Here is a 13,674-nt window from a genome sequence, read left to right as displayed (position 1 = left end):
CATTAGGAGAGTGACCATGATCCTCATCATCTCGCATCCCGACGACGTTCATGCCCAGGCCGTCAGCGCGCACCTGGACCAGATGGGCATGCCCTTCCATCTGCTCAACCTGGGCCGCTTCCCCCGTGCCGCGCGCCTGGTGATGCGCTATGGCCCTGCCTCCAGCCAGCTGGCCTGGTCCGAGGACCAGGACATCGCGCTGGACCTGGACCAGGTGCGCGCCGTCTGGTGGCGCAGGCCTCAACCCCTGTGCTTCGAGCCGGGGCTGAAGGACGCCGATTTCGCGGCGGCCGAATGCGACGAGGCGCTGGCCGGCCTGTGGCAGGCGATCCCCGCCCGCTGGATGAACCCGCCGCTTCAGGACGAGGCCGCCAGCCGGAAAAGCTGGCAGCTGCGGATCGCGGCGGATCTGGGGCTGAACCCGCCCGAGACGCTGATCACCACCTGCCCGGCGGCGGCGCGCGCCTTCGTGGCGGAGGTCGGGGACGTGGTCTGCAAGCCCTTTGCCGGCAGCCTGCGCCACTGGCGCGAGACCCGCCGGGTGGGTCCGGCCGAGATGGCGCATCTGGACCAGCTGCGCCACGCCCCCGCGATCCTGCAGCAGCGCATTCCCGGCGAGGATGTCCGCGTCACGGTGATCGGGCGCCGCATCTTTGCCGCCACCATCGACAGCAGCACCGGCAGCTATCCCGATGATTTCCGCATGAACCAGGACGTGACGATCACCGCCACCAGCCTGCCACCCGGCATCACCGCCGCGATCCGCACGCTGATGGGACAGCTGGGGCTGATCTATGGCGCACTGGATTTCCGCCGTCAGGAAGACGGCACGCTGCGTTTCCTGGAGATCAATCCTGCAGGGCAGTTCCTGTTCGTCGAGGACCAGACCGGACAGCCGATCGCCCGCACCATGGCAGAGGAGTTGATCGCCATGGCCCAGGGCGCAAATGTCCATCTGCCCTTCGCGATGTCGGCTTGAACGCGTGCCATGGAAGGCATGAATGGCGCGGGCCTGACCCGCGCCGTTCCGATGTCAGGCCATGACGCGGGTCAGCGCCCCGTCGATGGCGTCGGTGATCCGGTCGATGTCGTCGGCCGTGGCGATCAGCGCGGGCGACAGGCAGAGCGTGTTGTTCAACCCGCCCTCCAGCGACCTGTTCGTGGCGCCGATGATGACGCCCTGACCCATGCAATCCGCGACCACCGCCTGGACCAGCTTTTCGGACAGCGGCTCCTTGGTCTTGCGGTCGGCGACCAACTCGGCGCCGCAGAACAGGCCCTTGCCCCGGATGTCGCCGATGACGGCATGTTTTTCCATCAGGGCAGCCAGATTCGCCAGAACGCGCTCGCCCATGCGGGTGGTGTTTTCCAGCAGCCCTTCGTCCTCGATGATGCGCATGTTCTCCAGCGCGGCGACCGGACCCGCGGTGCAGCCGCCGAAGGTCGAGATGTCGCGGAAATGGCTCATCCCGTCCTCGGGCGCGTCCTTGAACATCTCGAAGACGGCCTCGGTCGTCACGGTGCAGGAAATCGCCGCATATCCCGAGGCGACGCCCTTGGCCATGGTCACGAAATCCGGCTGGATGCCGAAATGCTGATAGCCGAACCAGGTCCCGGTCCGGCCAAGGCCGCAGACGACCTCGTCGATATGCAGCAGGATGTCGTATTTGCGGCAGATCTCCTGCACGCCGGGCCAATAGCCTTCGGGCGGCGTGATGACGCCCCCGCCGGCCGTCACCGGCTCCAGCACGATGGCGCCGATCGTGTCCGGCCCCTCGCGCAGGATCACCTCCTCGATCGCATCGGCCGCGCGACGGCCGTAATCCTCCACGTCCCACTGCTTGCGGTATTCCAGGCAGTGCGGAACCATGACGAAGCCGTCCGGATAGGGCCCGTATTGCGCCGCCCGCTGCGCCTGCCCCGAGGTCGCCAGCGTGCCGATGGTGGTGCCGTGATAGTCGCGCTCGCGATAAAGGATCTTGGACTTGCGCCCCCCGTGATGGCGCGCCGAGATCTGGCGGACCATCTTGTAGACCTTCTCGTTCGCCTCGGAGCCGGAATTCGAATAATAGACGCGGGTCATGCCCGGCATCTTTTCGATCAGGCGCTCGGCGAACATCGCGCCCGGCACGGTGCCCGCCGCGCCCGCGTAATAGTTCAGGCGGATCAGCTGGTCGCGCACCGCATTGGCAATGCTTTCCCGGCCATATCCCACGTTCACCGTCCAGACCCCGCCCGAGACGCCGTCCAGGTATTCGCGGCCCTTGGCATCCCAGAGCCGCATCCCCTTGCCCTCGACAAAGACGCGGGGGTCGATGGTCTCGTAGGGCTTGTGCTGGCTGAGGTGGTGCCAGACATGGGCGCGGTCGGCCTCCACCACATGCGACAGGTCATTGGCGGTCAGATCAAGCGTCATCGAAATCTCCTGAGCATGGGTGGAATCAGGGCGCGCACGCGGGCGCCCCGTCCATCGGACATGCCAAACCCTGTCGCGAATGCCCCCGTCCGGTCAAGCCGCCGTTGGTGGTGCCCCCGCCCGCCCCGGCGCCCGCCGGCACGGCTGTGGTTCGGGACTGCCCCTTGACGGGCCGCCCGGCGCCCCTCTAACCCTTCGTGCGGGGGCATGGCCGCCGCGCAAACCGAACAGCCGAGGTCAGCATGACACCGAACCGGGCCTATCCTTCCTTGGCGCAAGCGACCCGCATCTGGGCGCGCATCGGGTTGCTCAGCTTTGGCGGCCCGGCCGGGCAGATCGCGCTGATGCACCGCATCCTGGTCGAGGAGCAGCGCTGGCTGGGCGAGCGGCGCTTCCTGCACGCGCTGAACTACTGCATGCTGCTGCCTGGCCCCGAGGCGATGCAGCTGGCCGTCTATATCGGCTGGCTGATGCACCGCACCCTGGGCGGGATCATCGCCGGGCTGCTGTTCGTCTTGCCGGGTGTCGTGGCGATCATGGCGCTCAGCTGGATCTATGCGATCTGGGGGAATGCCGGCGCGGTGGAGGCGCTGTTCTTCGGTCTCAAGGCGGCGGTGCTGGCCATCGTCGTGCAGGCGGTGATCCGCATCGGCAGCCGCGCGCTGAGGAACGGGCCGATGATCGGGATCGCCGCGGCCTCCTTCGTCGCGATCTTTGCCTTTGGCCTGCCCTTTCCGGTCATCATCCTGGTGGCCGGGCTGACCGGCTTTCTGGGCAACCTTGCGGCCCTGCCGGCCTTTCGCGGCGGCGGCGGACACGGCAAGCTGGGCGGGCGGCAGATCGCGGACGCCGACACCCTGCTGGGCGAGGAGACGCCCGCGCATACCCGCGTGAACCGGGCCTGGGCGCTGCGCATCTCGGCGGTTCTGATGGTCCTGTGGCTGGCGCCGGTCGGGCTGTTGCTGGCGGTGCTGGGCCCGCAGAACGTCTTCTCGCAGATCGCCGGCTTCTTCAGCGTCATGGCGGTCGTGACCTTCGGCGGCGCCTATGCGGTGCTGGCCTATGTCGCGCAGGAGGCGGTGCAGAACTTTGGCTGGCTGGCCCCGGGCGAGATGCTGGACGGCTTGGGCATGGCCGAGACGACGCCCGGCCCCCTGATCATGGTCACGCAGTTCGTGGGCTTCATGGGTGCGCTGCGCGGCGCCGAAGGGATGCCGCCGCTGCTGGCCGGCACGCTTGGCGGGCTTTTGACCACTTGGGTGACCTTCACGCCCTGCTTTCTCTGGATCTTCCTGGGCGCCCCCTTCATCGAGCGGCTGCGCGACAACCAGATGCTGACCGCGGCACTGACGGCCATCACCGCCGCGGTCGTGGGCGTGATCTTGAACCTGGCGGTCTGGTTCGGCCTGCATGTCCTCTTTGGTCAGCTGCGGCCCATCGCAGGCTGGGGGCTGGAACTGGAGCTGCCGGTCTGGGCGACGCTGAACCTGCCTGCCGCCCTGCTGGTCATCGTCGCCCTGCTGGCGGTCTTCCGGTTCCGCCTTGGCGCGGTGACGGTCCTGGCGATCTGCGCCCTGGCGGGGCTGGCGCTGCGCCTGGCGGGGCTGGTCTAGGGGAGCCGCTGGCCCGTTCCGTTTGATCCTGATCATGTTTCGGCGCTACGCTCCGGTGCATCTGTGGAACATCGCGCCGCAAGGCGCCCTTGACGATGCAGGATCAGGCCGATGCAGCTGGGGATGATCGAAGGTGACACCGCCGCGCCGGACCTGTCGGTCCGGCAGGACGGCCCCTGCGCTGTCCTGACCGGGCAACTGGTCGTCTGGACCCTGCACAGGCTGAGCCCGGTGGCCCCGGCGACGCCGCTGGACCTCAGCGCCCTCGACCGCCTGGACACCGCAGGTGCCTGGGCCCTGACGCAGCGGCAGGCGGCGGGTGGCCACCTGACGGGCCTGTCACCGCGCCATGCCGCGCTGCTTGCCGCCGTCACTGCCGCCCTGCCTGCCCCGCAGCAGGTGCCCGCGCCGCAGCCGTGGCGGCGCCGGGTCCTGGAGGGGACCGGGCGCCGGGTGGTCGGGGCGCTGGTCTATCTGCGCGAACTTGTGGAATATCTGGGCCGCAGCCTTGCCGCGCTTGGGCGCGCCCTGCGGCGGCCGGCGCAGTTTCCCCTGATCGCGCTGGTCCATCACTGCCAGGAAACCGGTCTGCGGGCCGTGCCGATCGTGGCGGTGATGTCCTTTCTGATCGGGGTGGTGCTGGCCTTCCAGGGTGCCGACCAGTTGCGCCAGTTCGGGGCCGAGATCTTCGTGGTGGACCTGATCGCCATCTCGATCCTGCGGGAACTGGGCATTCTGCTGACCGCCATCATCGTGGCCGGGCGGACCGCCTCGGCGCTGACGGCGGCCATCGGCTCGATGAAGATGCGCCAGGAGATCGATGCGATGCGCACCCTGGGGCTGGATCCCGACATGGCGCTGATCCTGCCGCGCATCCTGGCGCTGGTGCTGATGCTGCCCATCCTGGGCCTGGTCTCGGCGTTGACCGGCCTTTTCGGCGGGGCGGTCATGTCCTGGGTCGAGTTGGGGATTTCGCCGGGGGTCTTCCTGGGCCGGCTGGATGATCTGAGCATCGGGCACGTCATCGTGGGCCTGTCCAAGGCCCCGGTCTTTGCGCTGATCATTGGCGTGATCGGCTGCCACGCCGGCATGCGCGTGGGCAAGGACGCGGAATCGCTTGGCCGCATGACCTCGGCCGCCGTCGTCAGTGCGATCTTTGCGGTGATCATCGCCGACGCGGCCTTTTCGGTCTTCTTCGCCCGGATCGGTCTGTGAGCGGCGAAGCCGTCGTCCGCGTCCGGGGCCTGCGCACGCAGTTCGGCCCGCACGTGGTCCATGACGGGCTGGACCTGGACCTGCGGCAGGGCGAGATCCTGGGCGTGGTGGGCGGTTCGGGGACCGGCAAGTCGGTCCTGCTGCGCGCCATCGTGGGACTGGAGGAAAGCCAGGGCGGCACGATCGAGGTGCTGGGCCGCCGGATCGGCGCGCTGACGGGGCCTGACGAACGCGCGCTGCGGCAAAGCTGGGGGGTCATGTTCCAGGACGGGGCGCTCTTTTCGGCACTGACCGTGCGCGAGAATGTCGAAGTGCCGCTGAAGGCCGTACCGGGCCTCTCGGCTGAACAGCGGCGGGCCTTGGCGGAACTGAAGATTTCGATGGCGGGCCTCCCCTGGTCCGCAAACGACGCCTATCCGGCCGAACTGTCGGGGGGCATGCGCAAGCGCGCGGGCTTGGCGCGGGCCCTGGCGCTTGATCCACAAATCCTTTTTCTGGATGAACCGACCGCCGGACTGGACCCGATCGGCGCCAGCGCCTTCGACCGGCTGATCGTCACGCTGCGCGACGCCCTGGACCTTTCGGTCTTTCTGGTGACGCATGATCTGGACACGCTCCACGCCTGCTGCGACCGTGTGGCCGTGCTGGCCGAGCGCAGGGTGCTGACGACGGGTACCATGGCCCAGATGCTGCGCGTCGAGCACCCTTGGGTGCACCAGTATTTTCACGGACCCCGCGCCCGCGCCGCGGCCGGCAAGGACTGAGCGGATGGAGACGAAAGCCAATTTTGCCCTGATCGGCGCCTTCACCCTGCTGGGCTTCCTGGGCATCCTGGGCTTCGTGCTGTGGTTCGCGCGCCTGGAGCTGGATCGGCAATTTGCCCAATACGACGTCTATTTCCTGGATGTCTCCGGCCTTGGGCCCGCCTCCGAGGTGCGCTTTGCGGGTCTTCCCGTGGGCCGGGTCGTGGACATGCAACTGGCCCCCGACCATCCCCTGCCCGTGCGGGTCCGGCTGGAGGTCGGGCTGGACACGCCCATCCGCAGCGACAGCACCGCCGCGCTGGAGGTGCAGGGCGTCACGGGGCTGGCGCTGGTGGCGATCAGCGCGGGCTCTGCCACCGCCCCGCTGCTGCGCCAGGCGGCTGGCGCGCCGGTGCCGGTGATCCCCTCCAGCCGCTCGGCCCTGCAGACGCTCAGCGACCAGGGGCCGCAGATCATCAACCGCCTCGGCCTGGTGGCCGAGCAGCTGTCGCAACTTCTGGGCCCTGACAACCAGGGGCGGGTTGCGACAATCCTCGGCAATGTCGAGCGGTCCAGCGGCAATCTGGACCAGGCGCTGGAGGATGTCGCTGTCGCCACCCGCGCCATTTCCGATGCGGCCACCGGCATCGGGGCGATGGCCGATCAGATGGACGGCCTGGGGGCACGGGCTGACGGGACGCTGGAACAGGTGGCGCAGGCCGCCGCGCAGGCCGGGACCGCCATGGCCGCGACGACCGGCACCATGGCGCGTGTCGACGGCTTCGTCACCGGGGAACTGGCACCCCTGACGCAGGAACTGCGGCAGGGGGCGGCGGGACTGACCGACCTGACCACGCGCGGTGCCGCCACGCTGGACAGGCTGGAGGCCGGCCTGGAGGCGGGAACGCGCGCCTTTGATGCGGCCGAGGGCGTGCTGACCCGCGAGATCGCCCCCGCGGCGGCGGACGCCCGCGCGGCCCTGGCCCAGTCACGCGAGGTGCTGGCGCGCCTGGCCGAGGATCTGCCCCAGATCAGCACCAGCCTGCGCGAGGCCGCGCGATCGGCGGCGGCGGCCTTCGGGTCCTTGCGCAGCGTGATGGAGGGCGCGCGCGGGCCGGTTCAGGCATTCGCCGGCGATGCCCTGCCCCAGATCACCCGCCTGTCGCGCGACATGCGGGCCCTGGTCGAGAACATGAACCAGCTGGTCTCCACCCTGCGCCGGAACCCGGCCCAGCTTTTGACCGGCCCCCGCACGCCCGAATTCCGCAGATGAGGAGGTTCCCCATGCGCCTGACGTCCATCCTTCTGCTTGCCGGCCTTGGTGCCCTGCCGGGCTGCGGCGCGCTGCAGGCCCTGCAGGGAGAGCCCGATCGCGACCTGTTCGAGCTGCGCCCCCCCGCCGCCCTCTCCTGCGGCCCTGCCCGCATTGGAGAACTGGTGATCGAGCCGCCCAAGGCCCGTGGCACGCTGGACAGCAACCGGATCATGATCCGCCCCTCTCCCCTGCAGACCCAGTATCTGCCGGACGCGGAATGGGGCGATCCGGTGCCGGCCATGGTGCAGCGCCTGCTGGTGCGCAGCTTCGATGCGACCGGCAGCTTTCAGCATGTCGGCCGCGCGCCCCTGGGCCTGGCGGGCGACTATGCCCTGATCAGCGAGATCGAGGACTTCAACGCCGAAGTGGCCCCCGAGGGCACGCTGGTCCGACTGGCCATCGAGGCGCAGATGGTCAGCGAGATGGAGGCGGATGTCGTGGCGCGGGGCCGTTTCACCGCAACCGTTCCGGCCGGCAGCACCCGCACCGCCGACCTGATCCCGGCCTTTGACACGGCCGCGCGGCAGGTGGTGGGCCAGATGAGGGAATGGGGCCTGATGGCGGCAGGGGTGCGGCCCGGCAGCTGCCGCTGACCGCAGCGGCCCCTGGCGGCGGTTCAACCGCGACCCAGGTTCGCCGCCCAGAACCTGAAGCGGCTGCCCCCGGTGACCTCGCGCGTCAGGCCCATCTGGGCAAGGCGGTTCAGCATGCGTTCGGCGGTGATGCGGCTGATGCCGGCCTCGGCCTCGACCTGCATGGCCGAGGCCAGCGGACGCGCCGCCAGCACGGCGATGACCCGGGCGGGATTGTCGCCCTTGATGCCCGCCGTGGCCGCGCGGGCCGTGGCCGCCCACCGGCTGATCTGGCGCACCGACTGCCGCGCGTCCTGCGCGCCCGCCCGCACCGCCTCCAGATGGGCCGAGAGCCGGTCCACGGGCGGGCCATAGGCCGTCCAGACACGCCTGCCATGCCGGCCAAGCGGCACGAAACGCAGGCATTCGCAGCCCGGCGCCATGTGGCGGGCCGACCAGGTGGCGCCCTCGGCGATCCGCTCGGGCGGCGACAACCCGGCCAGCCGCCACAGCATCAGCGTCAGCGGTCCGGTGGCCAGCAGGTGCAGGTCCTCCGCTTCGGCCAAGGCGCGCAGGAACTCGTGGCCGGCCGCATCGAAATCCGCGCCGCGCGGCCGAACGGCCATAGCCTCGCCAGCCAGATCCGAAACGGTCTGGCGGCGGTGCAGGCCTAGGAAACCTGCCATATCCGAAAGATTGCCCTGCCCGTCCAGCCGCCGCAGCACCCACCGGGCCAGCCGCATGGCCTCGGGGTCCGACGTGACGCGCGCGCCGATCAGGTCGCGGCCGATCTCGTCCCGGCGCAGCACCAGCCCTTCGGCCCACAGCATCGCCTCGGTTTCGTCCAGCGCCAGGCGCTGGCACGCGCCTTGGGCCTCGGCCTCCGGCAGGGCAGCAAGGGTGGCATCCAGGCGTCCAAGTTCACGCGCGGCCTCGGCCAAGGCGGGGGCATGCGCCGCCTGCGCCTTGCGCCAGCAGTCAAGGTCGGGGCCCTGGGGCGCGGGTGCGGCGCGCAGGCTCATCCGGATGCCGTCGATGCGTCACTGTCCATGACGATACCCTAGCGCCGGGCCGGTTGCGGCTCCAGTCTTTCCGTTCCGACCGTGACATTTGCATGCGGCCTTCGGAAATGCCTGCACGAAATCGTCGACAAAGGCCGGCAAAGCATTGCGCATCAGCATATTGACGCTGGCTTCCCTCTCGTGCTTTGGCTTGGATGTCGGTGCGGCGGGCCGGCGTCATCCCCGGTCGATCGCTGCCAAGGGAAACTCCGTGCCCACGCCAATGTCGATCAAGGGAACCCTGATGAGAGCTTCTTCGCCCCCGCGCGAGCCGAACAGCCTGACGGGCCGGCTGATGCAGAGGCTGGGACGTGCCCTGATGGCCAGGCGCAGCGTGACGCATGAGGTCATCTTCAGCCTGGTGGCGGTCACCGTCGCCACGGCGCTGCGCTTTCTGCTGGATGACACGCTGCCGCCGGGCTTTCCCTTCCTGACCTATTTCCCCGCCGTCATGCTGACGCTGGTATTTTCCTCGCAACGGTCGGGGATCGCGGTGGGGGTGGCCTGCGGCCTGCTGGCCTGGTATTTCTTCATCCCCGGGAACAGCAGCCCGATCGGCACGATCCTGGCCCTGGCCCTCTATACCCTGATCATCGCGACCGACATCCTGTTCATCACCGCCGCCACCCGCGCGCTGGAGATGCGCACCGAGGCCGAGGAGCGGGCGAAGGTCTTGGCTCATTCGCGCAGCCTGATGTTTTCCGAACTTCAGCACCGCATTTCGAACAACCTGTCCACCGTCGCGGCCCTGCTGCGCCTGCAGAGCCAGCAACTCGCGGATGAGACGGCGCGGCAGGCGCTGATCGCGTCGCAGACGCGGATCCGGTCAATCTCGCTCCTCCAGCGGCGGCTGCACTCGCCGGACAGGCAGATGCTGGATGCGGCCGATTACCTGCGTGAGGTCGCGGGCGACGTGGTCGGGGTTGCCGGCACCGGTCAGGTGGCGCTGTCCTTCCAGATGGACAGCCTGCCGCTGCCGCCGGATGCGGCCGTACCCCTGGGCCTGATCGCCAGCGAGCTGATCATGAACGCCATCGAACATGGCGCGACTGTCAGCGGGGGCACCCCGGTGCGGATCGCCCTTTCGGTCCGCGGCGTGACCGAGCAGGGACGCACCGCGGCGATCCTGGAGATCGCGGATCAGGGCCGCGGCCTGCCGGCAGGCTTTGAACTGGCGGCGTCGGACAGCCTGGGCCTGATCGTCGCGCGCCAGTTCGCGACGGCGCTGAACGGCGAGCTGCGCCTGGAGCGGCGCCCGCAGGGAGGCACCGTGGCGCGGCTGGACTTCGCAATCGACGCGCCGCAGGAGGATGCCGGCGACCTGGCGCTGTTCGAGGACGAGGCCCCGCCCGCCACCGGGATCATGCTGGCAGGCCAGGCGGCCCGGACGTAGCGACGCCCTAAGTGTCGAGGCGCCGGGTAGATCTGGCACGCAGCGACAGCTTGTGCCGCAGAAAGAAGCGCACCATCGCCCGCGACGCATCCGGCCCTGCCGGATCGACAAATCGCCCGGCACGCGACCCGCCCGACCAGGCATGCCCGGATCCGTCGATCACCCATTCCTCGACCACCGGACGCCCCTGCCCCTTGCGATAGGCGGTTTTGACATAATGGCGGCCACCCGGCACCTGTCCCCTGGTCTGGGTGTTGCGAAGGCCGCGGAAGGGCTCCAGCGCCCTGATCGCGATAAAGCGGCCGTTGCGCGGGTTGACGACCTTGTCGTCGCTGCCGTGAAAGATGATGGTCGGGATCGCGGCCGAAGGGCGGTTGCCGGGGCTGCCCTGCCCCATGGCCATCATGGCCGAGGTGCTGTCGCGCGCGGCCCCGACGGGCAGGCCGGAATGCGCGCCCACCGCCGCGAAGAGATCCGGATAGGCGCTCCCCAGGACCAGCGCGGCCGAAGCCCCGGCGGAGAGGCCCGCCACATATACCCGCGCCGGGTCGACGGGATGCTTTTCGATGATCGCGCGCGTCAGGTCGGCCAAAAGACCCGGTTCTCCGTCGCCACGACCTTGGTCGCCGCGGCGGAACCAGTTCCAGCAGCGGTTGGAATGGGCCTCGCGCGCCTGTTCGGGGTAGAGAACCAGCATCTGGAACTCCTCGGCCAGCGCGTTCATCCGCGTGCCCTTGGCAAAGTCATCCGCCGTCTGACCGCAGCCGTGCAGCATGACCAGCAATGGCAGGGGCGTCCCGGCGGCCACGCCGGGAACATAGATCTTGAAGCGGCGCTTGCCCAGGTCGCAGCTATGGGTTCCGGCCCGGAACGCGGCATTGCGCGGCGGCGCGATCTTCCGAGGAAGGGGCGCGGGCGCGGCGCGCGGGGCGGGCTTTGGCTTGCGGGGCGCGGCCTTGGGTTTGGCGGGCGCCGCCATCTTCATGGCCGAGATCGTGGCCCGGGTCGCGGTCTGGAGCACGGCCGACATCATGCTGGACGGTGCTGTCGCCCCCTTCTTGCGGGAGGTTCTGCGCGTGGGCCGAAAATCGAGGAACATGCCGCCAAAACTTTCGCAAATGGATAAGAGGTCCCGGTCTAGATGGCCTTGGTCCGCCCGGGATGCAACGGCGACCATGGCTTTTGGACGGATCAATGCCGCGTCTGTCATGCGACTGCCGGTCCAGGCGGCAGCGGGCCGGGCGCGCTTGCGCTTTCCGGAAAACGCAACCTTGTGAACCTGACTTCGGCGGGCGGCGTTGGTCACGACAACTCAGGAGAAAGCCATGTTCCGTATCTTCAAGTATTTTGCCATCTTCAAGATGATCCGCCGCTTCATGCGCCGCCGCTGATGCGGGACTGAGGGCCAGGGCCTGCGCCCCCGGGCGCTGTCCCTGCCTGTCCCCTGCCCTAGTCCCTTGCGCTCCAGGCCCGGTCGCAGACAGAGTAAAGAAAGGTAGCCGACCAGGTCAGCACCATGAAGCCGCCAAGCGACTGCATCATGCTGACGATCCGAAGGGGTCCCGCGGCTTCGATCTGCGTATAGCCGAGCGTCACGAAGTTGATGCCGGAATAATAGATCAGGTCGTTCCAGGACCCGCCAAATTGACCGCTCAACCCGCCCATTCCGCTCCAGCTGACAATCAGCCAATACACGAAGGCGAATGCCAGGATTTCGAGCGTGTGCAGGGCGACCAGGCCCACGAAGACGATCATGATGGCGGTCTTTTCGGCCTCGCGTGCGTTGGGCTTGGCTGCACGGATCGCCAGAAGACCGTAGTGATGGGCGATGCCGAGGATGCAGACCAGTGTGAAGCCGAGCAGAAGCGCCATTGAAGTGTCCCTTGTGATCTGTGCAGGTGCACATCCTGCATACGGGTTTCACTCCTCATAGGGCCTACGGTTCAGTCCTTCCAGATGCCCCGCATGCAGAGCTGTCAGATGCAGTTCGACAGATTGACGCGGTGCCAGAGGTGCGTCTGCGGGCGCGGTCATAAGGGGCTGGGGCCTCTTGCGCCCTGTCTATGTCCTTCCGGATCATCAGGGGCAGAACGGCCGCATCATGGCACCAGCCTTGATCTGAAAGCGAGGGCGACTGCTATTTACCACCCATTTAGGCCGGATTGGCAGCGACGCAAGAACACCTTTCCACCAACCGCCACACATGCTCTTGGTCCACAGCAATGAATTGTTTCGCGAGTTCCGAGGCCGGGCGGCAGAAGGAAGCTAGCCGCACTGGCGTGCCTATTCTGCGGCAGAGTGGAAAACTTCACGCTGGACGGCGGGCTTTCAGGTCGAATTCGCTGTGGTGATAGTCTCTGTACCAGTCGACAAAGCGGGCGACGCCCTCGCGGATGTCGGTCTGCGGGCGATAGCCGGTCAGCCGCTGCAACAGTCCGGCATTGGCCCAGGTTGCGGGAACGTCACCCGCCTGCATCGGCATGTAGTTGCGGATCGCCTTGCGGCCGGTGGCGGCCTCTATCGCATCGATGAAATCCTCCAGCCGGACCTTTTCGGAATTGCCGATGTTCACCACCCGAAAGGGCGCTACGGGGCTGAGGGAATCGCCTTCGACCGCCGTATCGGGCGGGCCCGGGATCACGTCGATCAGCAGCCTGATGCCCCGCACGAGGTCGGTCACATAGGTGAAGTCACGCCACATCTGGCCGCGATTGTAGATGTCTATCGGGCGCCCCTCGTAGATGCCCCGCGTGAACTTGAACAGCGCCATGTCGGGCCGCCCCCATGGCCCATAGACGGTGAAGAACCGGAACAGGGTGACCGGCATCTTGTGGATATGCGCCCAGGCATGGCCCATCGCCTCGTTGGCCTTTTTCGTGGCGGCATAGAAGGACATCTGGGTGTCGCACTTGTCGGTTTCGGCATAGGGCATGCGGGTGTTGGCCCCATAGACGGAACTGGTCGAGGCCATCAGAAGATGCCGGGCCCCCCGCTGGCGCGCTGCCTCCATCACGTTGAAGGTGCCGATGATATTGGCATCCACATAGGCACGCGGGTTTTCGATGGACCAGCGCACCCCGGCCTGCGCCGCCAGATGGACCACCACGTCGGGGGCTGCCCGGCTGACTGCCCGCATCAGCGTGTCATTGTCCTCCAGCCGCGCCTCGGTCGCGGTGAACCCGGCCCGAGCGCGCAGCAGATCGTGCCGGGCGACCTTCAGCGACACGTCGTAATAGTCCGTCATGCCGTCATAGCCGTGAACGGTCCAGCCTTCGTCGATGAGGTGATTGGCCAGGTGGTACCCGATGAAGCCCGCCGTGCCGGTGATGAACGCACGCATGTGGCA

Annotated in this window: 12 protein-coding genes; 7 read left to right on the top strand and 5 right to left on the bottom strand. The window is 68.2% G+C overall.

From position 1 onward, the window contains the following. The first annotated feature begins 16 nt into the window (after positions 1-16). On the top strand, positions 17-979 hold the full coding sequence (locus ACZ2G3_RS17035) for an MvdC/MvdD family ATP grasp protein (protein WP_470399707.1): 963 nt from the start codon (positions 17-19) through the stop codon (positions 977-979). A gap of 54 nt (positions 980-1,033) precedes the next feature. On the opposite strand, the gene tpa is transcribed toward ACZ2G3_RS17035, so the two are convergent. Next, the gene (gene tpa / locus ACZ2G3_RS17030) at positions 1,034-2,416 is read right to left on the bottom strand and encodes a hypotaurine--pyruvate aminotransferase Tpa (RefSeq protein WP_470399705.1); all 1,383 of its coding nucleotides are present in this window, start codon (positions 2,414-2,416) and stop codon (positions 1,034-1,036) included. 242 nt (positions 2,417-2,658) lie between these two features. Between tpa and chrA the strand changes: the two genes are divergently transcribed. The 5 genes from chrA to ACZ2G3_RS17005 all read left to right on the top strand — a co-directional run bounded on the left by chrA (position 2,659) and on the right by ACZ2G3_RS17005 (position 7,895). After that, a complete protein-coding gene (chrA, locus tag ACZ2G3_RS17025; protein ID WP_470399703.1) occupies positions 2,659-4,029 on the top strand; it encodes a chromate efflux transporter in 1,371 nt (456 codons plus the stop codon). A gap of 123 nt (positions 4,030-4,152) precedes the next feature. Then, positions 4,153-5,244 carry an MlaE family ABC transporter permease gene (locus ACZ2G3_RS17020; RefSeq protein WP_470399701.1) on the top strand — a complete coding sequence of 364 codons (1,092 nt, stop codon included), beginning with the start codon at positions 4,153-4,155 and terminating at the stop codon, positions 5,242-5,244. Next, entirely contained in the window at positions 5,241-6,008 is a 768-nt protein-coding gene (locus ACZ2G3_RS17015; protein ID WP_470399699.1) for an ABC transporter ATP-binding protein, read from the top strand. The genes ACZ2G3_RS17020 and ACZ2G3_RS17015 overlap by 4 nt, the downstream gene beginning before the upstream one ends. 4 nt (positions 6,009-6,012) lie before the next feature. Next, positions 6,013-7,260: an MlaD family protein gene (locus ACZ2G3_RS17010; protein WP_470399697.1), complete on the top strand. Its 1,248-nt coding sequence runs from the start codon at positions 6,013-6,015 to the stop codon at positions 7,258-7,260. Positions 7,261-7,271: 11 nt separating this feature from the next. Then, positions 7,272-7,895, top strand: a complete 624-nt coding sequence (locus ACZ2G3_RS17005; RefSeq protein WP_470399695.1) for an ABC-type transport auxiliary lipoprotein family protein — start codon at positions 7,272-7,274, stop codon at positions 7,893-7,895. Positions 7,896-7,918: 23 nt separating this feature from the next. Here ACZ2G3_RS17005 and ACZ2G3_RS17000 read toward each other — a convergent pair whose 3' ends face one another. Further along, a complete protein-coding gene (locus ACZ2G3_RS17000) occupies positions 7,919-8,896 on the bottom strand; it encodes a hypothetical protein (RefSeq protein ID WP_470399693.1) in 978 nt (325 codons plus the stop codon). A 283-nt stretch (positions 8,897-9,179) separates the two neighbouring features. On the opposite strand from ACZ2G3_RS17000, the gene ACZ2G3_RS16995 reads away from it, so the two are divergent. Then, a complete protein-coding gene (locus ACZ2G3_RS16995; protein WP_470399691.1) occupies positions 9,180-10,328 on the top strand; it encodes a sensor histidine kinase in 1,149 nt (382 codons plus the stop codon). A 7-nt stretch (positions 10,329-10,335) separates the two neighbouring features. Here ACZ2G3_RS16995 and ACZ2G3_RS16990 read toward each other — a convergent pair whose 3' ends face one another. The 3 genes from ACZ2G3_RS16990 to ACZ2G3_RS16980 form a co-directional block, all read right to left on the bottom strand. After that, positions 10,336-11,358: an extracellular catalytic domain type 1 short-chain-length polyhydroxyalkanoate depolymerase gene (locus ACZ2G3_RS16990; RefSeq protein WP_470399689.1), complete on the bottom strand. Its 1,023-nt coding sequence runs from the start codon at positions 11,356-11,358 to the stop codon at positions 10,336-10,338. A 419-nt stretch (positions 11,359-11,777) separates the two neighbouring features. After that, positions 11,778-12,200 (bottom strand): ion channel, encoded by a 423-nt coding sequence (locus tag ACZ2G3_RS16985; RefSeq protein WP_470399688.1) that lies wholly within the window; start codon positions 12,198-12,200, stop codon positions 11,778-11,780. A gap of 436 nt (positions 12,201-12,636) precedes the next feature. Further along, positions 12,637-13,668 (bottom strand): NAD-dependent epimerase/dehydratase family protein, encoded by a 1,032-nt coding sequence (locus ACZ2G3_RS16980; RefSeq protein ID WP_470399686.1) that lies wholly within the window; start codon positions 13,666-13,668, stop codon positions 12,637-12,639. Positions 13,669-13,674 lie beyond the last annotated feature (6 nt).

The organism is Paracoccus sp. KKT209, assembly GCF_055635455.1.
This window is presented reverse-complemented; position numbering and strand designations above follow the sequence as displayed.

Coding starts and splice junctions, on each gene's coding strand:
- chrA (WP_470399703.1), top strand. CDS start 2,659: ATGACACCGAACCGGGCCTATCCTTCCTTGGCGCAAGCGACCCGCATC.
- ACZ2G3_RS17010 (WP_470399697.1), top strand. CDS start 6,013: ATGGAGACGAAAGCCAATTTTGCCCTGATCGGCGCCTTCACCCTGCTG.
- ACZ2G3_RS17000 (WP_470399693.1), bottom strand. CDS start 8,896: ATGAGCCTGCGCGCCGCACCCGCGCCCCAGGGCCCCGACCTTGACTGC.
- ACZ2G3_RS16990 (WP_470399689.1), bottom strand. CDS start 11,358: ATGTCGGCCGTGCTCCAGACCGCGACCCGGGCCACGATCTCGGCCATG.
- ACZ2G3_RS16980 (WP_470399686.1), bottom strand. CDS start 13,668: ATGCGTGCGTTCATCACCGGCACGGCGGGCTTCATCGGGTACCACCTG.
- ACZ2G3_RS17005 (WP_470399695.1), top strand. CDS start 7,272: ATGCGCCTGACGTCCATCCTTCTGCTTGCCGGCCTTGGTGCCCTGCCG.
- tpa (WP_470399705.1), bottom strand. CDS start 2,416: ATGACGCTTGATCTGACCGCCAATGACCTGTCGCATGTGGTGGAGGCC.
- ACZ2G3_RS17020 (WP_470399701.1), top strand. CDS start 4,153: ATGATCGAAGGTGACACCGCCGCGCCGGACCTGTCGGTCCGGCAGGAC.
- ACZ2G3_RS16995 (WP_470399691.1), top strand. CDS start 9,180: ATGAGAGCTTCTTCGCCCCCGCGCGAGCCGAACAGCCTGACGGGCCGG.
- ACZ2G3_RS16985 (WP_470399688.1), bottom strand. CDS start 12,200: ATGGCGCTTCTGCTCGGCTTCACACTGGTCTGCATCCTCGGCATCGCC.
- ACZ2G3_RS17035 (WP_470399707.1), top strand. CDS start 17: ATGATCCTCATCATCTCGCATCCCGACGACGTTCATGCCCAGGCCGTC.